The sequence below is a fragment of the Idiomarina baltica OS145 genome, assembly GCF_000152885.1.
Taxonomy (GTDB): domain Bacteria; phylum Pseudomonadota; class Gammaproteobacteria; order Enterobacterales; family Alteromonadaceae; genus Idiomarina; species Idiomarina baltica.
Genome location: NZ_CH672405.1, coordinates 143,492 through 162,540, shown reverse-complemented (window position 1 = coordinate 162,540; position 19,049 = coordinate 143,492). Strand labels below are relative to the sequence as shown.

Annotated in this window: 24 protein-coding genes; 10 read left to right on the top strand and 14 right to left on the bottom strand. The window is 46.8% G+C overall.

What is annotated here, in order from left to right:
- Nucleotides 1-546 (bottom strand): alpha/beta fold hydrolase (locus OS145_RS06640; RefSeq protein ID WP_006955496.1); only part of this gene is annotated, 546 nt, incomplete at its 3' end.
- 101 nt (nucleotides 547-647) lie between these two features.
- Here OS145_RS06640 and seqA point away from each other — a divergent pair.
- Nucleotides 648-1,136 carry a replication initiation negative regulator SeqA gene (seqA, locus tag OS145_RS06635; RefSeq protein WP_006955495.1) on the top strand — a complete coding sequence of 163 codons (489 nt, stop codon included), beginning with the start codon at nucleotides 648-650 and terminating at the stop codon, nucleotides 1,134-1,136.
- Nucleotides 1,136-2,767, top strand: coding sequence for a phosphoglucomutase (alpha-D-glucose-1,6-bisphosphate-dependent) (gene pgm, locus OS145_RS06630; RefSeq protein WP_006955494.1), 1,632 nt, complete (start codon nucleotides 1,136-1,138; stop codon nucleotides 2,765-2,767). Before seqA ends, pgm begins: the two co-directional genes overlap by 1 nt.
- 21 nt (nucleotides 2,768-2,788) lie before the next feature.
- Here the strand turns inward: pgm and OS145_RS06625 are convergent, their stop codons facing one another.
- On the bottom strand, nucleotides 2,789-4,078 hold the full coding sequence (locus tag OS145_RS06625; RefSeq protein ID WP_006955493.1) for an MFS transporter: 1,290 nt from the start codon (nucleotides 4,076-4,078) through the stop codon (nucleotides 2,789-2,791).
- A gap of 187 nt (nucleotides 4,079-4,265) precedes the next feature.
- Here OS145_RS06625 and OS145_RS06620 point away from each other — a divergent pair, with 187 nt between their 5' ends.
- Nucleotides 4,266-5,378 (top strand): DUF2066 domain-containing protein, encoded by a 1,113-nt coding sequence (locus OS145_RS06620; RefSeq protein WP_050749984.1) that lies wholly within the window; start codon nucleotides 4,266-4,268, stop codon nucleotides 5,376-5,378.
- Entirely contained in the window at nucleotides 5,378-6,106 is a 729-nt protein-coding gene (gene hda, locus OS145_RS06615; RefSeq protein WP_006955491.1) for a DnaA regulatory inactivator Hda, read from the top strand. Before OS145_RS06620 ends, hda begins: the two co-directional genes overlap by 1 nt.
- Here the strand turns inward: hda and OS145_RS06610 are convergent.
- From OS145_RS06610 to arsC, 3 genes are read right to left on the bottom strand one after another with little or no spacing between them, the layout of a single operon-like run.
- The gene (locus OS145_RS06610; RefSeq protein ID WP_006955490.1) at nucleotides 6,099-6,503 is read right to left on the bottom strand and encodes a DUF2069 domain-containing protein; all 405 of its coding nucleotides are present in this window, start codon (nucleotides 6,501-6,503) and stop codon (nucleotides 6,099-6,101) included. The two genes, hda and OS145_RS06610, sit on opposite strands and share 8 nt — an antisense overlap.
- A gap of 1 nt (nucleotide 6,504) precedes the next feature.
- On the bottom strand, nucleotides 6,505-7,086 hold the full coding sequence (locus OS145_RS06605; RefSeq protein ID WP_006955489.1) for an NAD(P)H-dependent oxidoreductase: 582 nt from the start codon (nucleotides 7,084-7,086) through the stop codon (nucleotides 6,505-6,507).
- Entirely contained in the window at nucleotides 7,083-7,433 is a 351-nt protein-coding gene (gene arsC / locus OS145_RS06600) for an arsenate reductase (glutaredoxin) (RefSeq protein WP_006955488.1), read from the bottom strand. The genes OS145_RS06605 and arsC overlap by 4 nt, the downstream gene beginning before the upstream one ends.
- Nucleotides 7,434-7,490: 57 nt before the next feature.
- Between arsC and OS145_RS06595 the strand changes: the two genes are divergently transcribed.
- Nucleotides 7,491-7,958, top strand: a complete 468-nt coding sequence (locus OS145_RS06595; protein WP_006955487.1) for a TlpA family protein disulfide reductase — start codon at nucleotides 7,491-7,493, stop codon at nucleotides 7,956-7,958.
- Here the strand turns inward: OS145_RS06595 and bepA are convergent.
- Complete coding sequence (bepA, locus tag OS145_RS06590; RefSeq protein WP_006955486.1) at nucleotides 7,950-9,422, bottom strand: beta-barrel assembly-enhancing protease; 1,473 nt, start codon at nucleotides 9,420-9,422, stop codon at nucleotides 7,950-7,952. The two genes, OS145_RS06595 and bepA, sit on opposite strands and share 9 nt — an antisense overlap.
- 136 nt (nucleotides 9,423-9,558) lie before the next feature.
- On the opposite strand from bepA, the gene OS145_RS06585 reads away from it, so the two are divergent.
- A complete protein-coding gene (locus OS145_RS06585) occupies nucleotides 9,559-10,641 on the top strand; it encodes an AI-2E family transporter (RefSeq protein ID WP_006955485.1) in 1,083 nt (360 codons plus the stop codon).
- Between the two features lie 31 nt (nucleotides 10,642-10,672).
- Here the strand turns inward: OS145_RS06585 and bcp are convergent, their stop codons facing one another.
- The gene (gene bcp / locus OS145_RS06580) at nucleotides 10,673-11,143 is read right to left on the bottom strand and encodes a thioredoxin-dependent thiol peroxidase (RefSeq protein WP_006955484.1); all 471 of its coding nucleotides are present in this window, start codon (nucleotides 11,141-11,143) and stop codon (nucleotides 10,673-10,675) included.
- 158 nt (nucleotides 11,144-11,301) lie between these two features.
- Between bcp and dapA the strand changes: the two genes are divergently transcribed.
- Genes dapA through purC form a run of 3 tightly spaced genes read left to right on the top strand, consistent with a single transcriptional unit; the run spans nucleotide 11,302 to nucleotide 14,017 of the window.
- On the top strand, nucleotides 11,302-12,180 hold the full coding sequence (dapA, locus tag OS145_RS06575; protein WP_006955483.1) for a 4-hydroxy-tetrahydrodipicolinate synthase: 879 nt from the start codon (nucleotides 11,302-11,304) through the stop codon (nucleotides 12,178-12,180).
- 11 nt (nucleotides 12,181-12,191) lie between these two features.
- On the top strand, nucleotides 12,192-13,289 hold the full coding sequence (bamC, locus tag OS145_RS06570; protein ID WP_006955482.1) for an NlpB/DapX family lipoprotein: 1,098 nt from the start codon (nucleotides 12,192-12,194) through the stop codon (nucleotides 13,287-13,289).
- 14 nt (nucleotides 13,290-13,303) lie between these two features.
- Entirely contained in the window at nucleotides 13,304-14,017 is a 714-nt protein-coding gene (purC, locus tag OS145_RS06565) for a phosphoribosylaminoimidazolesuccinocarboxamide synthase (protein ID WP_006955481.1), read from the top strand.
- Between the two features lie 21 nt (nucleotides 14,018-14,038).
- On the opposite strand, the gene OS145_RS06560 is transcribed toward purC, so the two are convergent.
- The 5 genes from OS145_RS06560 to OS145_RS06540 are packed head-to-tail and all read right to left on the bottom strand — an operon-like array spanning nucleotide 14,039 to nucleotide 16,830.
- Entirely contained in the window at nucleotides 14,039-14,191 is a 153-nt protein-coding gene (locus OS145_RS06560) for a DUF2897 family protein (protein WP_006955480.1), read from the bottom strand.
- Nucleotides 14,191-14,883, bottom strand: a complete 693-nt coding sequence (locus OS145_RS06555; RefSeq protein WP_006955479.1) for a M15 family metallopeptidase — start codon at nucleotides 14,881-14,883, stop codon at nucleotides 14,191-14,193. The genes OS145_RS06560 and OS145_RS06555 overlap by 1 nt, the downstream gene beginning before the upstream one ends.
- A gap of 2 nt (nucleotides 14,884-14,885) precedes the next feature.
- The gene (gene dapE, locus OS145_RS06550) at nucleotides 14,886-16,031 is read right to left on the bottom strand and encodes a succinyl-diaminopimelate desuccinylase (protein ID WP_242603658.1); all 1,146 of its coding nucleotides are present in this window, start codon (nucleotides 16,029-16,031) and stop codon (nucleotides 14,886-14,888) included.
- Nucleotides 16,019-16,363, bottom strand: coding sequence for a Spx/MgsR family RNA polymerase-binding regulatory protein (locus OS145_RS06545; protein WP_006955477.1), 345 nt, complete (start codon nucleotides 16,361-16,363; stop codon nucleotides 16,019-16,021). Before OS145_RS06545 ends, dapE begins: the two co-directional genes overlap by 13 nt.
- Nucleotides 16,363-16,830 (bottom strand): PTS glucose transporter subunit IIA, encoded by a 468-nt coding sequence (locus tag OS145_RS06540; RefSeq protein ID WP_006955476.1) that lies wholly within the window; start codon nucleotides 16,828-16,830, stop codon nucleotides 16,363-16,365. Before OS145_RS06540 ends, OS145_RS06545 begins: the two co-directional genes overlap by 1 nt.
- Nucleotides 16,831-17,043: 213 nt before the next feature.
- Here OS145_RS06540 and yfbV point away from each other — a divergent pair, with 213 nt between their 5' ends.
- Nucleotides 17,044-17,475 (top strand): terminus macrodomain insulation protein YfbV, encoded by a 432-nt coding sequence (gene yfbV / locus OS145_RS06535; protein ID WP_040487869.1) that lies wholly within the window; start codon nucleotides 17,044-17,046, stop codon nucleotides 17,473-17,475.
- Here yfbV and OS145_RS06530 read toward each other — a convergent pair.
- Nucleotides 17,472-18,107 carry an energy-coupling factor ABC transporter permease gene (locus OS145_RS06530; RefSeq protein ID WP_006955474.1) on the bottom strand — a complete coding sequence of 212 codons (636 nt, stop codon included), beginning with the start codon at nucleotides 18,105-18,107 and terminating at the stop codon, nucleotides 17,472-17,474. The two genes, yfbV and OS145_RS06530, sit on opposite strands and share 4 nt — an antisense overlap.
- A gap of 24 nt (nucleotides 18,108-18,131) precedes the next feature.
- A complete protein-coding gene (gene xthA, locus OS145_RS06525; RefSeq protein ID WP_006955473.1) occupies nucleotides 18,132-18,941 on the bottom strand; it encodes an exodeoxyribonuclease III in 810 nt (269 codons plus the stop codon).
- Nucleotides 18,942-19,049: the final 108 nt, after the last annotated feature.

Below are 19,049 nucleotides of genomic sequence, written 5' to 3'. Positions count from 1 at the left end.
AATCGCGGTTAAATTGAGTCGCCACGCGAAATGGTCGCCATCCTTGCGGAGGTTTTTTAGTAAAAATTGGCGCACACCTTTTTCTTTGATCACCGAACTCAGTTGTTTATCAGCATCCGTGCGGCTCGTTATTTGGTGTAAATCTAAACCCGCTAAGGCATCTAATATTGTGTTGTGATGAGCAGGATAGGCGACTGGAGCAATATCTGCGAACACCGCTGCTTGGACACGCTCTTCGTAGCGCATAGCCACTTCCATGGCAATCTTACCGCCCATGGAGTGACCAACTAACGAAAACTTTTTTAAGGCTAATGCATCTGCAAGTGCCACAATATCGTCCGCCATTTCCGTATAGGTCATACTGTCATGGTGAGGGGAATCACCGTGATTGCGAGCGTCGGGTAGAACACAGAAGTAGTCGCGTTCCAAATCGCGAGCAAGGCTCTTTAGGTTATCTCCATCTCCGAACAAACCGTGAATGATAATAACGGCGGGATTCTGCTTGTCACCCATGGTTTCGTAATGCAGTAATTCTGACTCTGCCATCGTTGTGCCTTTAGTGTTAAACTTTGCTAATATTTTCCGAGCTTTAGTGGTTGGTTGCAAGTCAACCCTGCGAATCGATAACAATGAGGAATTAAAAACCGATGAAACGCATCGAAGTTGAAGACGATTTATACGCGTATATCGCGAGCCACACGCAACAAATCGGTGAGAGCGCATCAGATATTTTGCGCCGTCTATTGGGCTTCGACAGCGTTGCTCAGGTTGAACCGGTGCAGGTCGAAGAGCGTGCTACTGACTCTGTGTTTAACCGTCTAAATCAGCAAGATGTTAATGTACAGAAAAGCGTAGTGGCACGATTTCTCTACATTTTGAGCATGCTGTATAAGACTCATCCCGAACAGTTTGAAACCGTATTGACTATTCGCGGCCGTGACCGCCAATATTTTGCCCGTTCGGAAGAGGCGTTGCTGACCAGTGGTAATAGTACGAATCCTAAGGCGATTCCCTCATCACCTTTTTGGGTGGTGACGAACAATAATACGACGAAGAAAAAATCGATGTTGACTCAGGTTGCGCAAAAGCTTGGATACAGCAAACCTGAAGTCGAGCAAATTAGGGACTTTTTATAATGACGGTGCATGAACGAGCAGGGCAGCCCGCAACCGCAGCGGATAGCGTAAACATCGCGCAGTTGGTCAGTGCATATTATGTGTATGAGCCGGACCCACGTAAAGCTCATCAAAAAGTGAGTTTTGGAACATCGGGTCACCGCGGTTCTGCGCTGGCGCGAAGTTTCAATGAAGCACATATTCTAGCAATTGCACAAGCAATTTGTGCCTATCGTGAAGAACAAGGCATTGAGGGTCCGATTCTACTCGGTAAGGACACCCATGCATTGTCAGAGTCGGCTTACATATCGGCTCTCGATGTGTTTTTAGGGAACGGTTTAGAAGTGCATGTTCAAACAGAACACGGTTATACGCCCACGCCTGCATTGAGTCACGCTATTTTGACTTATAATGCAAACCAACAGAAGCAATGTGACGGGGTGGTCATCACGCCTTCACATAATCCACCACAGGATGGCGGCTTTAAATATAACCCGCCGCATGGGGGACCGGCCGATGCTGATGCCACGCGGGTGATTGAAAAATATGCGAATGCACTACTGTCGTCTGGGCTTCAAGGCGTTAATACCTGTGAACGGGAAGATGTGTTATCACATCCAAAGTTAGTCTTTGTCGATTGGCGTAAACAATATATAGACGATTTGCCGCGCTGCATTGATATGCAATGCATTAAAGCGGCTGATCTGCGACTTGCGATTGACGCAATGGGTGGCGCAGGTGCTGACTATTGGCACCAAATCGCTGAGACTTATGGCCTCAATATCGATATTTTCAACGATCACGTCGATCCAGGCTTTCAGTTTATGACCCTCGATAAAGACGGCAAGATACGCATGGATTGCTCATCACCTTATGCGATGGCAGGTCTGTTGGCTTACAAAGATCGATACGATTTAGCCGGAGGAAATGACCCCGATTATGATCGCCACGGTATCGTTACGCCGGATGGCCTAATGAATCCTAATCATTACCTTGCTGTGGCTATTGATTATTTGTGTAAGTCGCGGGAATGGGCAGCCGATGTTGCAATCGGTAAAACACTGGTTTCTAGCCAAATGATAGATCGCGTTGTAGAAGATAATCAGCGTAAGGTTTATGAAGTGCCTGTTGGCTTCAAATGGTTCGCTCAGCAGCTGCGTGATGGTGATATTGGTTTCGCAGGCGAGGAAAGTGCAGGAGCCACTTTGCTTGATCGCCAAGGTGATGTTTGGACCACCGATAAAGACGGTATCGTGATGGTATTGTTGGCGGCAGAGCTGCAAGCTGCCACCGGTGAATCCCCGAGCGCTTATTACAAAAAATTATGTGCGCAGCACGGCGAAGCCTTTTATCAGCGGGTTGATACTGCATCGTCGTTGGAACAGAACGCGCGCTTCAAGGATATTCGAGCCTACAAATTGAAATTAACCACGTTAGCTGAAAGTAACGTTGTCGATATCTTTACAAAAGCGCCGGGTAATGACGCTCAGTTTGGCGGTGTCAAGGTCGTGTTAGAAGATGGCTGGTTTGCCGCACGACCCTCAGGCACTGAGCCGGTTTATAAAATCTATGCGGAAAGCTTTAAATCAGCCGCACACCTCGAGCAAATCATTGCTGAAGCGCGCGACTGGGTCGCTGAGCTTATTCAGTAATTGTTAGTGTGCTGAAGCGCGTTAGCGCTTCAGTACCGCTGTACCATCCACCTCTTCTTCGGTATCGTCCTCTTCATCTGGCGCCTCTTCCGCCATGGAAGTTAATAGCTCATCGGAGGTTTGTGACGGTGCTAGAATAGCAAAGTTACTGTGTAATTGTTCCTCAGCTTTAGCACGACGCGTGATGCGGTACAGTGCGTAACAACCTACAAAAGCGGTGAGACCACCAAGCAGCAGAAAGAAGTAGTTAATAGCACCGAACTGCATTAACGCAGCGACCGCCGGCGCACCAATGATACTACCTGCACCACCGATTTTGATGATAGCGCCCGTGGCACCAACCATCTGGTCTTTCTCAAGGTAATCGTTGGTGTGTGCCATACCGAGCGAGTAGAGCGGTAGAATAAAGGCGCCAAGCACCGCTACGACTAGATAAATGAGTAAGGCATTTCCCGCACCAAGCTGAGCAAGTAAAATAGCTGCAGCGGTTCCGCCTGCGGCACAAATGGCGATAACAATACGACGATCAATGCGATCTGATAGCAAGCCAAACGGTGTTTGCGAGAGAAGTCCGCCGACTATAAACGCTGACATAAAGAACGTGATCTGTAGTACGGAAAGACCAATATACGAAGCATACATCGGACCGATACCGTAAAACATGGCGTAACATGCTTGCATTACAAATGCGTTGATAACCCCCAATGGTACTGTATTCAATAACATTTTAACGGGCACCTTGCGATTTTCGTGCGTGGTTGGCTCAACCGTAACGCTTACTAAGATGGGGATTAGCGCTAAATTGATAAGCAGTACCACAATGGCAAAGGCGATAAAGCCGCCGGGATCTGCGACACCGAGTATTAACTGACCGGCAATCAGACCACTGTAAATGATAACGAGGTAAATGGATAACAAGGTGCCACGGCTCTTGTTATCAGCCATGGTATTTAGCCAACTTTCAACAATGACGAAGATGCCTGATATCGCAAAGCCAGTCACAAACCGCATGACAAACCAGACGACAGGGTCAATCCAGATAGCTTGAACTAACACGCTGGCCGCGGCGAGGGCAGCCAGTCCGCCAAACGAACGTATATAACCGACTCGACGAATATCTTTGGGGGCTCGAGTCGAGCCAAATAAATAGCCAATAAAGTAGGCCGACATGATAAAACCAGTGACTAAGGTGCCAAAACCTTCAATCGTGGCGCGCAAACTGAGGAGCGTACTGGTCATACCGACACAGACCCCAATCAAGCTGATACTCGATAATAACGAGCTAATGCCACGTAATTGTTTTTTAAGCATAATGTTCCTAGTCACAAAATTTGTTTCATTTTAGCGAGGTGACCGGTTTTTGACTAGGCTATCGATAAATTACTTGAATTTACGTTGTCGAGGGCATTCCCACAAGGTTATCCACAAGTTGTCACTTGCCGTGTTGCGTTTGGGTGTTTAACATGCATTTCATGAACGATTTTTTGAAGGCTGGCCTATGATGCGCGCAACAGTTCAATACTTCATCTGTATAGTAAGTTTATTACTGTGCTTCTCGGCACAGGGTCGACTTATTGATGATCTTTTCTCAGCGGAAATAGAAGTGTCCTCGCAGGCAGCGAGCCAACGTGATGAAGCGTTGCGCACAGCGTTTGAACAGGTGATATTAAAAATATCGGGAAGCGAGAAGACACTCGAGCATCGTGCGATAAAGAATGCTAAGAGTCAGTTGGACGACTACCTATTACAGTATGGTTATCGGCGTAACGGGAATACGTTATATCTCACCGCCAACTTCGATGGACGTAAGCTGTCTGAGTTATTTAAGGTTAATCAACTGCCCTACTGGGGGAGTCGACGTCCGGAATTGTTGATGTGGGTAGCCAGTAGCGACGAGCGTGGCAAACGGCATATTTTAGCAGCAAACGACGAGTCTATCTTTATTCAACAGATCCGCCACCTCGCTAAGCAACGCGGTTTACCCTTACAGTTTCCTTTAATGGATTTGACGGATGCAACGTCAGTGTCTATTTCTGACATTTGGGGACGTTTTTTGACCCCTATTGGCGACGCTTCACAGCGATATCGAGCAGATGGCTATTTGGTCGCGAAGGTAGCAGAACGCGGCGTGACCGATGATGAACCTAAAGCCGAGGGCGAAGCCGAAAAAGGCCGTTGGCGGTTAGACTGGGTGGTCCGTGTGGGCGATATTAGGAAGTCGGGCGAAGTGTTTGCAAATTCACGCGACTTTCTTGCAGGTCCGTTCATGAATCAATTGCATGAATCGCTTGCTAATGAATTTGCTTTGATTGCGTCAGGTGAGAGTCAGTTGATTCAGTTTCCTATTCGTGTGGAAGGTTTGCAGGGTTGGCAAAGTATTCTAGATATTCAAAGGTTCATTGCGAGTGTGACCTCTGTACAGCAAGTCAAGCTAACTGATTACAGCCCAACATTCAGCCGCTTTGAGGTGACCTTAACGGATACGCCCGATCATCTGTTACAAGCTATTGAGTTAGATGGGCGTTTACAACAAAAGCGTCGCGATCCCTTTGCTTTGCGCGAGCAAAGCGCTGAGGAGGAAACGACTTATCGGTGGGTGGCAACAGAATAATGACAGCCGGTAAGCAACAACCTCAGCAACTAACACTTGCAGTGCAGTTGCCTGATGATGAAAATTTTACCACCTACTTAGAGCAACAGAATGATAATGTGGTGCGTTGGCTCAAGCAAATCGCAACAAAACCTCTGAGTGAAACGCAGGGCGAACGCTTGACACTTTTATCAGGTCCTTCGGGCTCAGGGAAAAGTCACCTGTTACATTCGATTGTCTCATTAGCTGGACAACACACCCAAGTCATGTATTTGCCGTTGGCGGATTTGAAAGAAAGCAACGCCGAGCAAGTGCTAGCAGGCTTGGATGCATTCAATATTATCTGTCTAGATGATATTGATACGGTACTTAAGGACCCCACTTGGTGCTATGAGTTATTCAAATTAATTAACACGATTACAGATGCTGAGCACTGTCGCTTGATGATGACCGCTCATGCGAGTGCGAGTCAGTTATCAGTTGAACTCGCTGACTTGCGTTCTCGTTTACAATGGGCAACGGCGTTTCAACTCAGCCCACTCAATGATGATGGCAAGGCAAGCGCATTGACGCTTCGTGCACAATGGCGAGGTTTGCAGTTGCCGCACGATGTGGCTATCTTCATGTTGCATCGGTTGGGACGCGATATGGCAGGGTTGTTGGCGCACTTAGATCAACTCGATAAAGCCTCTATCGCGCACCAACGAAAACTCACGATTCCATTTGTGAAACAAGTATTGGCTATTTAGCCTCTTTTTGCTTTTTAAGGCCCAGCCCTAATTCACGTCCGCGGTGCCGTGCAAACCCTGTTGCACCGACAAAAGCAACTGTCGTGAAAAGTATTTCTAAAACTGACCATACACGTTCATCAGGATGTGTGTATACGGTTGTGAGTCCGTGCAAAAAGTAGAACATCAAAATAAAATTAAACCAAGCGTGTGTGTAGGGCTTCCCTTTAACTAATCCAACGAGTGGAAATAACATCGGTAAAACCCAAAAAATTAACGATAGGTAAGTGGGTAGGGCACTCGTGTCACTTTCTGGAATGAGACCATGCCACAGAATCAGAAGTGCCAACAGCAGCCAGTAACCGGTCTGTGTGGCGATGCGAAAAAAGCGTGTTTTTGGTGCCATTTGAACGGCCATGTTATGCATCCTTGGTTGATTTTAGCTGTTGTGCAATTGTTGCAACTCGTTGACCCAAAGCAACGGCACTGGCTCGCTCATTGGCCGATAATGTCAAATTGGATGATGCATTTAACGCACCAGCACCGTAAGGCGAACCACCTGCATTATCGTGATGTAAACTCGGTTGCTCATAAGGAATGCCCGTTAGTAGCATGCCGTGATGAAGCAGAGGCAATGCCATATTAAGTAGGGTACTCTCTTGACCACCGTGTAATGAACTGGTTGTCGTAAAAACGGCTGCAGGTTTATCAATTAGATCACCATTTAGCCATTCGCGGCTGGTCGTCTCCCAAAATTTTTGCAGGTGTGCGCTCATGTGACCAAAACGAGTTGGACTTCCCATTATTAAAGCATCACAGTTGATCAGCTCATTTTTATCAAGAAGTAAATCACGCATACTCGCGGCATCGCTATCGGTTTCGACCGTGCGTAAAAGCGCTTCAGCTCCGGTTGCCTGAACGCCTTCGGCTATGGCATCTGCAAGTAAACGTGTCTGACCGCCTCGGCTAAAATAAAATATGACGACGTTACAGCCACTCACTTTATCAACTCCAACGCATTCTCCGGCGGGCGTCCTAATACGGCCTTCTCACCCTTAACGACAATCGGACGTTCAATAAGCTTGGGGTTATTGACCATCGAAGTGAGCAATACCTCATCATCCGACTCGTCGGCTAACTTAAGTTCCTTATATACCGCTTCTTTTGTGCGCATCAGTTGTCTAGGGCTGATATCGAGTTTATTCAGCAAACTGCTCAGTTCGGCTTGACTTGGTGGGGTTTCGAGGTATTTGATAATGGTTGGCTCGATACCATGCTGTTGCAATAACTCAAGCGTTTGGCGTGACTTTGAACAACGCGGATTATGGTATATGGTAACTTTAGACATATTGATTCACTCTATTAGTCAAACGTTGTTTCTTATCATAACGAATACGGGCCGAATATGAAATTGTCATTGCTAGTTGCGACAGTGTTAGCATTGGGTGTAGTGGGTTGTTCACAAGAGCCGGACATTCAACTCAACAACGAAAGCCAGATAAACTGGCAAAATGGTAAAGCGAACACCGTGGTGGTGAATTACTTCGCCGAGTGGTGCACTCCCTGCCTGCGTGAGTTGCCTGAACTTAACGAGTTTTATCACAACGAAGTCAGTGACGACAGCCAACTAACACTGATTGGCATCAGTTTTGATCCGATGAGTAATCAGCAAATCAACGCGCTGGCGGAAAAACATGATATTGATTTTCCTTTGGCGTTGAGCCTGCCAGCACCGAAATTACCGTTTGATAAGCCGGGTATGTTACCGGCCACTTACATTGTTGGTCCAGGTGGAAAGGTGACCGGTCCACTGTTGGGTGAGCAAACACGAGCGAGTCTGCGAAAAGCGATTGCTAAAGCGCGCTCAGAGTAGTCCTTTCAGGCGTTCTTTTTCGGCGCGTATTTGATCAATACGCGCGTTAAGTCGTTTCTCGGTTAGCTTATTCTGTGTGTGATTTTGCGCTGTTTGTAGTTGATCAATAGCAAGATCGAAACCACCGCGGAGCGCCAAGGCTTCTGCGCGTGTCTCGTACATCGCGGCTCTATCAGAAGTTCGCTGATAGGCATCGGTAAGCAGATCGAGGGCAATTAATGAACCCGGTTCAGCTAACAGGTAATTGCGCAATAATTTCACGCCCAGCTCAGCCTCATTTGAACGAATCGCAGCATTCGCATAGTTGAGTATAATCACCGGATCGTCAGGGCTTCGCGTGTACTCGCGCTTCAGCATATCAAGTGCCTTATCATTTTGTTCCAACGCAAGGTAAATATCGGTTTGCACATCAATATAGAAACGGTTTCTAGGATCGCGCTCAAGTAACGGGGTTAACCATTGTTGTGCCGTATCAGGATTGCTTGCATCGAGTGCTCTGATGGCCAATGCATAGCCGCCGGCTTGTTGAGTGATGATATTATCGCTTTTGGTCATTTTAACGAACTCACTATTCGGCGTGCTGCGTGTATAACGCGCATCAACTCGCGCTTTAGCAAGTTCAAAGTTTAGACTTTGTGGTACATCACGACGACCTAATGCCTCAGCACGGGTGCGCGTATCCGCAATGCGGGACTCGGGAACGGGGTGAGTCAGTAACATTTCAGGAGGTTTTGATACGTAACGGTATTGGTCGGCTAGACGACCAAAAAAATTAGGCGCCCCCATGGGGTCAAAACCGGCATTGGCGAGTGTTGTTATCCCAATACGATCGGCTTCTTGTTCAAATAGGCGTGTATAATTGATTTGTGCCTGACCCGTTGCGCCAATCGTTGTGTAGAGTCCGGCAGCGCCTGCTTCTGGATTGGCAATCCCTAACAAGATAGAGCCAATCACGCCGGCTATTGTGAGCGGCATGTTCTGTTGTTGCTCTTGCATACTCCGCACAATATGGCGCTGAGTTACGTGTGCTATTTCGTGCCCAAGGACCGCTGCGAACTCAGACTCATTGCGAGCTTGCTGAATGAGCCCAGTATGGACACCGACATATCCTCCCATAAAGGCGAACGCATTTATTTCGTTAATATTTAACCAAAAAAATGAGAAAGGGTAGCGTACGTTGTCCGCATTTCGTACTAAACGTTGTCCAACATCTTTAAGATAGCTGTTTAATACAGGATCCTGAATAACAGGTGCCGTTGCGCGTAGTTGGCGCATATAGTAGTCACCAACGACCTTTTCTCGCTCAATACTCATAAAGCCCGCTCCGGTGGTGCCGATTTCGGGCAGGTTTCTATGTTGCTGAGCAAGGGCCTCGGGTGCTTGAAACGCGGAGGGAAGCGCTAACATGAGCGCAAGCGCAATCCCACTTGTCATAAAGCGCTGAGTTTTTCTGAGATACAACATTCACATTAACCGCTGTTATAACGCAATATTCTACGTAGAGTTATTAATTTACAATAAGTTCCTTTTCTACTCTATGGTGTTACCGTAAGATTGCAAGCATCGTGAACCTTTAATCACACCGAACAGGAAGCTCGGAATGTTCCAACATATTCAGCAGTGGTATCGGAATAAGTTTTCAGACCCCAATGCAGTGACGCTATTTTTATTGCTCATTGTGTCGGTTCTATTGATTGTATTTTTCGGTGGAATATTAGCACCCATTCTAGCTGCGATTGCGCTCGCTTATTTACTTGATTGGCCTGTAAATCGATTGATTGACGCGGGGATGGGGCGTTTGGCTGCCACCATTATTGTTATGAGCCTCACCATTTGTATTGCGACGCTGTGCCTGTTTACGCTCGTGCCAGTGGTCTGGCAACAAAGCACAACGCTGATTCGTGAGCTACCTGATATGTTGGCGAACTTGCAAGTGTGGTTGCACAAACTACCCGAATTGTTTCCATCGGTGATTGATGAATCGCAAATAACCGAGTTGATGCTAACTGTTAAACGTCGTGTCGTAGGGCTCGGCGAGCAAATATTGACGAGCTCTTTGACTTCACTGGTCAATGTAATGGCGATGCTGGTTTACTTAATTGTCGTGCCGTTATTAGTCTTTTTCATGCTCAAAGACAGGAATACGCTCCTTGCTCATTTCAGCCGCATATTGCCCACTAACCGTCGTTTAATTACGCAAGTCGGTCAGGAAATGAACCTGCAAATCATGAACTACATCCGCGGCAAAGCTCTGGAAGTCATTGTGGTTGCCGTGACCTCTTTTGCTGTGTTCTTTGCTTTTGATTTACGTTACACGACGTTGCTGTCAATTTTAGTCGGGTTATCAGTATTGATACCGTACATTGGTGCCGTCGTGGTGACCATACCCGTCGCATTAGTGGCATTATTTCAATTCGGTGCTACAGGTCCATTCATTTACGTGATGATTGGCTACCTCATTATCCAAGCGTTAGATGGCAACGTGCTCGTGCCATTATTGTTTTCCGAGGCGGTGAGCCTTAATCCGGTCTATATTATTGCTGCGGTGCTTATCTTTGGTGGTATTTGGGGTTTTTGGGGCGTATTTTTCGCGATACCGTTGGCGAGCTTAGTCAAAGCGGTGATAACCGCTTGGTCAAGTCGAGAAGCCCTGATTGAGAAGAGTAGTCCAGCCGAAGAATAAGGCGCTCAGTGCGCCTTATTCCGAAATGACTTTAGTTCTGCTCTAAATGATCGAGTACCACTTGGTGGTGCTCTTTTGTTTTAAACTTATCAAATACGTGACTCACCGTACCGTCCTGTTCAACTAGAAAGCTGATTCGATGAATACCATCGTACTCTTTGCCCATAAATTTTTTTGGACCCCAAACTCCAAACTTATCTGCAATCGCATGATCTTCATCGCTCAGTAGCGTGAAGTTAAGCTCGTCACGTTCAGTAAACTTATTTAATCGCTTAGGCGCATCAGGACTAATACCGACTGAGATGACATTGTGTTCTAGTAAACGATCTTTTTCATCACGCAAGTTCTGCGCTTGAACAGTGCAACCAGGGGTCATTGCTTTTGGGTAGAAATACACCAACACACGATGGTCTTTCAGTAATGCTTGTAAAGATACTTTTTCTTCGTTTTTATCTAAAAGTTCAAAGTTAGGCGCTTTGTCGCCAGCTTGTAAACGTTCCATTTCTAACTCCTAACGATAAGATCCAGTATATATATGATAGCGAAGCTGGGTTTGGATTAAAATGAAGGGAACAAATTACGTGCTACGTGTTCCTAGTCTTGTGTTTATTTGGGGCTACCAGTAACATTAGGCCCCATGATTAGGAATTTGGAGCCTATATGCTAACAGGTAGTATTGTTGCCTTAGTCACACCGCTGACTAAGCATGGGAATATCGACTATAACGAACTTGAAGAACTCGTGAATTTCCATGTTGAATCCGGGACAGACGCAATTGTCGCGGTAGGCACAACGGGGGAGTCAACCACACTCAGCCATGAAGAACACATTGATGTTGTTGCTGCGATGGTCGAACTCGCTAATGGCCGCATTAAAGTAATTGGAGGTAACGGCTCAAACTCCACCGCCGAGGCCGTGCAGCTCACAGAGAAGATGAGTCACTTTGGTGTCGATGGTTTTCTCAACGTCACACCTTACTATAACAAGCCTTCAGTAGAAGGCCTGATCGCCCATTATTCAGCTTGCGCTGACGCCTCAGATAAACCGCAGATTTTATATAATGTGCCTGGTCGAACCGCATTAGACATGCCACCTGAAGTGGTTGAACAACTCGCTGAAATTGATAATGTGATTGGCATTAAAGAAGCGACGGGCGATGTTTCTCGTGTCGAAGAACTGAAGCGTCGCTGTGGCAACCAATTTATTTTGCTGAGTGGCGATGACCCGACCGCGTGTGAATTTATGTTGCGCGGTGGGCATGGCGTTATCAGTGTTACAGCCAACGTAGTGCCAAGCCGAATAAAAGCGCTGGTTGATGCTGCGACTCGTGGAGAACGTGAAAAAGCTGAACAAATCGATAGTGAACTCCGTGAACTCAATAATGCATTGTTTGTTGAATCAAATCCGATTCCAGTTAAGTGGGCTCTCGCGTTAATGGGTAAATGTAGCGCCAATTACCGTTTACCTCTGACGCCGCCAAGCGAAGACAGTCAGCTTGTTATCGAGCGCGCCCTCAACCAATTACACTTACTTAAGTAGCAGGAGTGGAAATGAATTTTCGCCGTACAGCCATCGTGACTTCGTTGGCGATGATTACCCTCGCGTCGTGTAGCTCGATTGAAAAAGAGCAAGCGAATGGTGACTTTGATTATGTCAACTTAAAGCAACGACCCGAGTTAAACGTTCCTTCGGGTTTGGAAACGCCTGACTACAGTAATACTTACAAAATTCCTGCTGCAGATACCTCTGGACCCATAGGCGAAGAAGTTCGCGTTGTTTCACCTCGCCAGGTTCATCCTATTGCGTTGGGGAGTCGTGTACTCGAAAACGAAAAACAAGCACGGGTGTATTTTGATTTGGTTGAAGGTATGTCAGACAGTATTGTAAACACTGTCTGGACCGCAGCTGAACAAGTCTTAGACCGCAAAGGCCTAACTTTTACTAAAACGGGCGAAAACCAGTGGACCACTGAGTTGCTTACTACCGAAGACGAATATGAAGCAGAAGGCGATGGTGGTTGGTGGTTGTTAGGTGACGGAGATACTACTGTGTCTCTGGAACAAAGTTTTCGCTACGTGTTAACGCAGGCGCCAGAAACGCACGGTCGGACGACTGCGCTTGAAGTGACGTTAGCGGACGTATCGCAAAAGGTAAACGGCGATCGCACTGAAATGGCAGAACTGACTCAGCATAACTTATCAGTTGATTTGTTGAATAAAGTTGTGTCTCAAGTGAATCGTGTCCACCAACAATCAATCCAACAGAGCCGAGAAGCGGGCGTGCCCGTTTCAGTCAGTACCAATGCTAAACAGCAACCCGTATTTGTGGTTGAGCTAGACTTCGATGACGCTTGGGTGCTCACCGGTCAAGCATTAGAACAAATAGGTTTGAGCATTGATGACTTAAACCGCGAGGCAGGCACCTATTTTGTTGAGTACACCGAGCCGGACTCAGGTTTCCTATTCATCGGTGGGGACGATTATGAATCGTTGGGTATTCCAGAAGGAAATTATGAAATTCGCTTAGTCGAATTTGGGGATGATACGGCCATTAGCGTTTGGTCAAATGATGAAGTAGTCGATCAGGCATGGCTCGAGTCGGTTAAGCCTGCTCTTGAGCAAGCATTAAAAGTAGCAAGTCAACAGTAAAGGCGGCACAACCTATGGAAAAACGAAACGAGCTGTATCGCGGGAAAGCAAAAACCGTGTATACGACAGATGACCCATCACGATTAGTGTTGGAGTTCCGCAACGATACTTCCGCGTTTGACGGAGAGAAAGTAGAGCAACTCGAAGATAAAGGAATGGTTAATAATCGTTTTAATCATTTCATTATGACTCAATTAGAAAAAGCGGGTATTCCAACGCAATTAGATGAGTTGCTGAGTGATACAGAATCATTGGTTAAAAAGTTGGATATGATTCCAGTTGAGTGCGTTGTTCGCAACGTAGCCGCTGGCTCGTTAGTTCGTCGCCTAGGGGTTGAGGAAGGTAAAACACTAAATCCGCCGACGTTTGAGTTTTTCCTAAAAAATGACGCCTTGCATGACCCGATGGTTAATGAGTATCACATAGAAGCCTTTGGTTGGGCGACAAAGGAGCAAATTGAGCAAATGAAGGCGCTGACGTTTAAGGTCAACTCGGTGCTTAAATCATTATTTGAACAAGCTGGGTTACTGTTAGTCGACTATAAGCTCGAGTTTGGCGTGTTCGACGGACAACTCGTATTAGGCGATGAGTTTACCCCTGATGGTTGCCGCTTATGGGATGCTAAGACTCGTGAGAAGCTTGATAAAGATCGCTTTCGTCAGGGCCTTGGCGGGGTAGTGGAAGCCTATAAGGAGGTCGGTCAGCGTTTAGGCGTGCAATTCTCCTAGTCTAGACTGCCGACCTACTTTTTATTGTTTAGATGAGTCGTCCTCAGAGTTTTCTTTGGGCGGCTTATTTTTAGTAGGCCATTTTAACTTGCTACTGTATTTAAGTACCATCAAATTACTCACAACGACGCCCAATACCAACAAAATAATTAACCAAACCCAATGCTCTTGCATTACTCTTCTCCTGTGTTACCACGACAGATATTGTCAAAGTAACGTTCTTTAATGACATGTAAGTGCGCTAGTACGGTCTCTTTACCCGCGATATCAGTGTTGCTTAGCGCGTTTTTGAGCTCGTCGAGCGTCAACGATTGTTGAATATGATCGGCGACTGGCTGATAGCTCAAATGCCAAGGTTCGTGAGACACCCCGCCTTGGTAGACGCGATAAGGAAAGAAAAAGCCGAATTCGTGAGCATGCTGTTGCAGCCAGCACAACAATGGATAACAGGGCGCATTGATGTGTTCGTACTCCTCGGGCACCAGTTGAAGCGTTTGGTTAGAGTTAAAACGAGAGGGGTCCCATACGTCAATATCGGTCCCCCAATGATGGCGGCTGGCGCCTGGCAACGCTGACCAGTGAAGAATCGCGTGTAGCTTTTCTTCATCGCTCAGCTGGGTCGTATCAAGCGGATGCCCTTGTTCGTCATTGACCGAACGTTCACCAGACCATTTTCGGTTCCAAATCAACAACTGCCTGTCAAAACTACGAAAACCCGACGCAATAGCAAGGGTAATACCATCACGCGACGCCGCCTCTTTCATTTCCTCAAAAGCTCGTGCTGCCAGAGGGTGAAGCATATGGCCGTCGATTAATGTCAGTAAATGATCCTGGGCCTTACCCAAACGCTGCGCTGAAGTTATCATCGTTAAACACTCATTTCTTCCAGTATGGCTTGGTAAACGTCTGTGAGCGTATCAAGATCAGTTATCTTCACACATTCGTCGACTTTGTGAATAGTGGCATTTACCGGTCCAAGTTCGATTAACTCAGCGCCTGTTGGCGCAATAAAACGTCCATCCGATGTTCCTCCAGCGGTCGAGAGCTTTGTTGGATAGCCGCAAACCCGCTTAATTGCGCACTGAACTTTATTGATGAGAAGACCCTGTGCAGTTAAAAAGGCGGGACCGTTGAGTTTCCAGTTAAGCTGATAATTAAGGTTGTGGGCGTCTAAGATAGTCTCTACGCGCTGTTGCAACTGAGTTGATGTTGACTCTGTTGAAAACCGAAAGTTAAATTCAATATCTAAGCGCCCTGGGATCACATTGCCAGCCCCCGTACCTGCATGAATATTAGACACTTGAAAGGTGGTCGGTGGAAAAAATTCATTACCATCATCCCAGCGTGTTTGGGTCAGTTCAGCAAGCGCATTAGCTGCACTATGAACGGGGTTCTCGGCGAGATGAGGGTAGGCGACATGCCCTTGTACTCCAATCACACTAAGCGAGCCAGAAAGGCTTCCACGACGACCATTTTTGACGACGTCGCCGAGCTGTTCTGTGCTAGAGGGCTCTCCCACGATACACCAAGTGATTTTTTCGTTACGAGACTCCAAGGTCTCCATCACGCGTTTGGTTCCATTGATAAACGGACCTTCTTCGTCGCTGGTGATCAAAAAAGCGATATCGAAAGGAGGTTCGTCGACCTGTTTGAGATAGCGTTCAACCGCAACGATCATCGCTGCGAGGCTCCCTTTCATATCGGCAGCCCCTCGACCATAAAGATAGCCTTCATGCTCGGTGGGTTGAAAAGGAGGGAACGACCAATCACTGGGGTCGCCAGGAGGAACGACATCCGTGTGACCGGCAAAACACAATACTGGCTTGCCTTGCCCCAGACGCGCCCAAAGATTAGTCGTATCCTCAAATATCATCGACTCCAATTCGAAGCCAAGCGATTTCAGCCGATCGCCGAGTACTTGCTGACAGCCTTCATCAGCAGGCGTAATCGATGGCCTCTCTAATAGCGTTTTAGCCAGTTGCAATGTTTCACTATTTGACATCAGCCTAACCATGCCTCCCACTGTTGGGCATTAAAGCCAACGCGTGCCTCTCCTTTGGCTTGAACTAGCGGCCGTTTAAACAATGTTGGTTGCTCGACTATAAGCTGGCACACCAACGCCTGATTACTCAGATCACGTTGTGATTCGTCCAACTGTCGCCAACTGGTACTGCGCTTATTCACCAGTTGGTCAGCGGGTATATCGGCGAGCCATTGCTCGACCTCAGCTGTGGATAGCGGAACTTCGCGCACATCACGGAATTCGTACTTAAGTTGATGTTGTTCTAGCCATTTTATGGATTTTTTTACGGTGTCACAGTTTTTGATGCCATGCACTTTGATCATTATATGTCCTTTTGAATAACTAATTCAGATTCTAAAGCGGTGACGGCGCCGCTTTCTCTCAATGTCAGTTTATCGAACGAGTAATTAGGTTGCAGTATAACGGCCATTAGATTGTAAGCATTCGCTTGTCGTCTTATTAACGCTTGATTCAGCGACAATAGCGGCGTGCCGCGAGTTACCTCATCACCGCTACCGACATGGCGGTGTAGCGCTGTCAATTTATTGGCTGGCTCATGTGCGCCGAGACACAGTAGGATGCGACCCAACGCGTCAGTGTTGAGGTGAATAAAGTTGCCTGCCGGTGATATATAGCTGATGACGGCATCGGCAGGCGCGAACACTTGGTTGCCAGAGACATCAATACATGTGGTGTGGCCAAGCCACTGTGACTGAATCAGCGGGCTAGGGTGATGGCTTGACGTGAGCAAGCGACCCGAGCATGGCGCTAATAAAGAAGGGGCTGGCATGACATCTCCTACGAACTATCTTAACCATAGCTTATCTGAATTAGCCATAAAGGTGCAAAACAAACATGTAGTTGATTATAATACGTCCAGTAAGCAAAAGCGTATATAGTTCGCGAGGTGTGCGCTAATGAGTACACCCTATCAACAAAGTTATCCACAGAAAACGTTGATAACTTGAATAACTGAAGCTCAGTCAATGAGAAGGAATACGATTTGAAACTCAGTATATTCCGACTATTTAAAGACGGACATGTGTACGCGAGAAGGTGGCCTCGTCATGCAGTCGTTGCAGCATTCCGAGAGACCCGATTAGTACCTTTGTTGCGGATGATGGAGCGTTGGGTACCCGCGATTGCTGTCGTCAATGCAATGTTACATTGGCAATTTTTACATGCCTATTGGCAGCAGGGCTTACTCACGTCGTTGGTGATTCTAAGTATGCCGTTGCAATTAATTGCTTGGTTTGGCTGGCGCGCGAATCAACCCCTTCCGAGGAGGTTACGAGGTTGGTATTGGGAACTACGAGATAAGCTGAAACAAAGCCGTGCGGTTTTAAAAAAGCCTACCGACGGAGGGCCGACCTATATGGACTTAGCCTATGTGTTGGAGCAAGCGCTATCTGTACTGCCTCCTGATCAACATTAGTTCGGGTCAATATATTGCTTATCGTTAAATGTGACTAACCAATTCGGTCGATAAACAACCATTAATGTCACCGCCATGCCATTCAAAAGTGCCTCGGGAAACATCACCAGAGGTGTAATCATTAAATAGTTTTCCCATATTTGTTTGGGCGTCAAACGGTCACTCATTAAGGCCCAAGCCGCATGTGCTAATTGGGTCATAGCGATGGCGACGGCCGCGGCAAGAAATGCATTCAAAAATATATAAACGAAGGGATGTCGCGGGAGTCTGTGATATATAACGGCATAAGCCACATAAGTTACCGCAGCCGGTATTACAATGTGGCTAATGTAGAGCGCGCCAATCGCATTCAATGGATAGCTATTGGCAAAACTATTAACAGCTATAATAGCGACCCCTGCCAGCAATGCATAGCGGAACCCAAGCATGAGGGTGAGTGTGGTAATCAATAAGAAATGAATACTCAGGCCTTGTTCGAGCTTGGCTGAAAATAGCCAAATAAAGCTGATGACGGCAGCGGAACCGAATAATAAGTGCTGTAATAGGCGGCTGCTTCTCAATATGCGCCAACTGTCATTCACCCAAGTAGCGATGAGGATGCAAAGTGCAACAATATTAAGTAGCAGCGCCATTACCGCGATCCTTTTACTAATAAGTTAGATAGAGAACTGACTCCAAATTGGAGCATGATCCGAGGGTTTCTCTATGCCTCGTAGCTCATAGTCTATGCCACTTTCTTCGCAACGATCCGCGAGCGTTTGCGTGGCAAGAATTAAATCGATACGAAGACCACGATTATCGTCGAATCCACGAGAACGGTAATCAAACCAACTAAACTCGTTATCTTGCTCGGGGTTTAACGTACGATAAGTGTCGATCAGTCCCCAATCAAGTACTTCATTTAACCAGTCACGTTCTTCGGGTAAAAAGCTACATTTACCTGTTCTTAACCAGCGCTTAGCATTCGTTTCGCCGATACCGATATCACGATCTTGGTGAGAGATGTTCATATCGCCCATCACAATAACGGGTTGTTCTGGGGATAAGTCATCATTGAGGTAGTTAATGAGGTCACGATAAAACTGCGCTTTCATTGGAAACTTTGTGGGATGGTCGCGGCTTTCACCCTGTGGAAAATAGCCATTTAAAACGCGTACGGTAGCACCATCATCGAGCGGGTAATCCCCCATGATCATTCTGCGTTGAGCATCCTCGGGCTCATTTGGAAAGCCTTTTTGCACGTTTGTGAGTGGTTTCTTACTCAGTAAAGCAACGCCATAATGACCTTTTTGCCCAAAAAAGTTCACGTGATAACCCATATCTTCCACGGCCTGTTGCGGGAACTGGTCATCATGAACTTTGGTTTCTTGAAGTCCGATGACATCAGGTTGATGTTTATCGATCATCGCTTGCAATTGGTGAAGTCGAGCCCTGATTCCATTGATATTAAATGAGATAAATTTCATGCGTTGTCATGTGTATTTTTGATTAATGATAAGTATGAGGATACCAAAGTTGACGCGGCGCTGCGAGTAGCAAAGAGGGGACGGGGGATGTTCGAATAAGTAAAAATC

What these genes read in the sequence shown, in the direction of transcription:
- seqA (WP_006955495.1), top strand. Translation starts at nt 648, where the DNA reads ATGAAACGCATCGAAGTTGAAGACGATTTATACGCGTATATCGCGAGC.
- pgm (WP_006955494.1), top strand. Translation starts at nt 1,136, where the DNA reads ATGACGGTGCATGAACGAGCAGGGCAGCCCGCAACCGCAGCGGATAGC.
- OS145_RS06625 (WP_006955493.1), bottom strand. Translation starts at nt 4,078, where the DNA reads ATGCTTAAAAAACAATTACGTGGCATTAGCTCGTTATTATCGAGTATC.
- OS145_RS06620 (WP_050749984.1), top strand. Translation starts at nt 4,266, where the DNA reads ATGATGCGCGCAACAGTTCAATACTTCATCTGTATAGTAAGTTTATTA.
- hda (WP_006955491.1), top strand. Translation starts at nt 5,378, where the DNA reads ATGACAGCCGGTAAGCAACAACCTCAGCAACTAACACTTGCAGTGCAG.
- OS145_RS06610 (WP_006955490.1), bottom strand. Translation starts at nt 6,503, where the DNA reads ATGGCCGTTCAAATGGCACCAAAAACACGCTTTTTTCGCATCGCCACA.
- arsC (WP_006955488.1), bottom strand. Translation starts at nt 7,433, where the DNA reads ATGTCTAAAGTTACCATATACCATAATCCGCGTTGTTCAAAGTCACGC.
- OS145_RS06595 (WP_006955487.1), top strand. Translation starts at nt 7,491, where the DNA reads ATGAAATTGTCATTGCTAGTTGCGACAGTGTTAGCATTGGGTGTAGTG.
- bepA (WP_006955486.1), bottom strand. Translation starts at nt 9,422, where the DNA reads ATGTTGTATCTCAGAAAAACTCAGCGCTTTATGACAAGTGGGATTGCG.
- OS145_RS06585 (WP_006955485.1), top strand. Translation starts at nt 9,559, where the DNA reads ATGTTCCAACATATTCAGCAGTGGTATCGGAATAAGTTTTCAGACCCC.
- bcp (WP_006955484.1), bottom strand. Translation starts at nt 11,143, where the DNA reads ATGGAACGTTTACAAGCTGGCGACAAAGCGCCTAACTTTGAACTTTTA.
- dapA (WP_006955483.1), top strand. Translation starts at nt 11,302, where the DNA reads ATGCTAACAGGTAGTATTGTTGCCTTAGTCACACCGCTGACTAAGCAT.
- bamC (WP_006955482.1), top strand. Translation starts at nt 12,192, where the DNA reads ATGAATTTTCGCCGTACAGCCATCGTGACTTCGTTGGCGATGATTACC.
- purC (WP_006955481.1), top strand. Translation starts at nt 13,304, where the DNA reads ATGGAAAAACGAAACGAGCTGTATCGCGGGAAAGCAAAAACCGTGTAT.
- OS145_RS06560 (WP_006955480.1), bottom strand. Translation starts at nt 14,191, where the DNA reads ATGCAAGAGCATTGGGTTTGGTTAATTATTTTGTTGGTATTGGGCGTC.
- OS145_RS06555 (WP_006955479.1), bottom strand. Translation starts at nt 14,883, where the DNA reads ATGATAACTTCAGCGCAGCGTTTGGGTAAGGCCCAGGATCATTTACTG.
- dapE (WP_242603658.1), bottom strand. Translation starts at nt 16,031, where the DNA reads ATGGTTAGGCTGATGTCAAATAGTGAAACATTGCAACTGGCTAAAACG.
- OS145_RS06545 (WP_006955477.1), bottom strand. Translation starts at nt 16,363, where the DNA reads ATGATCAAAGTGCATGGCATCAAAAACTGTGACACCGTAAAAAAATCC.
- OS145_RS06540 (WP_006955476.1), bottom strand. Translation starts at nt 16,830, where the DNA reads ATGCCAGCCCCTTCTTTATTAGCGCCATGCTCGGGTCGCTTGCTCACG.
- OS145_RS06530 (WP_006955474.1), bottom strand. Translation starts at nt 18,107, where the DNA reads ATGGCGCTGCTACTTAATATTGTTGCACTTTGCATCCTCATCGCTACT.
- xthA (WP_006955473.1), bottom strand. Translation starts at nt 18,941, where the DNA reads ATGAAATTTATCTCATTTAATATCAATGGAATCAGGGCTCGACTTCAC.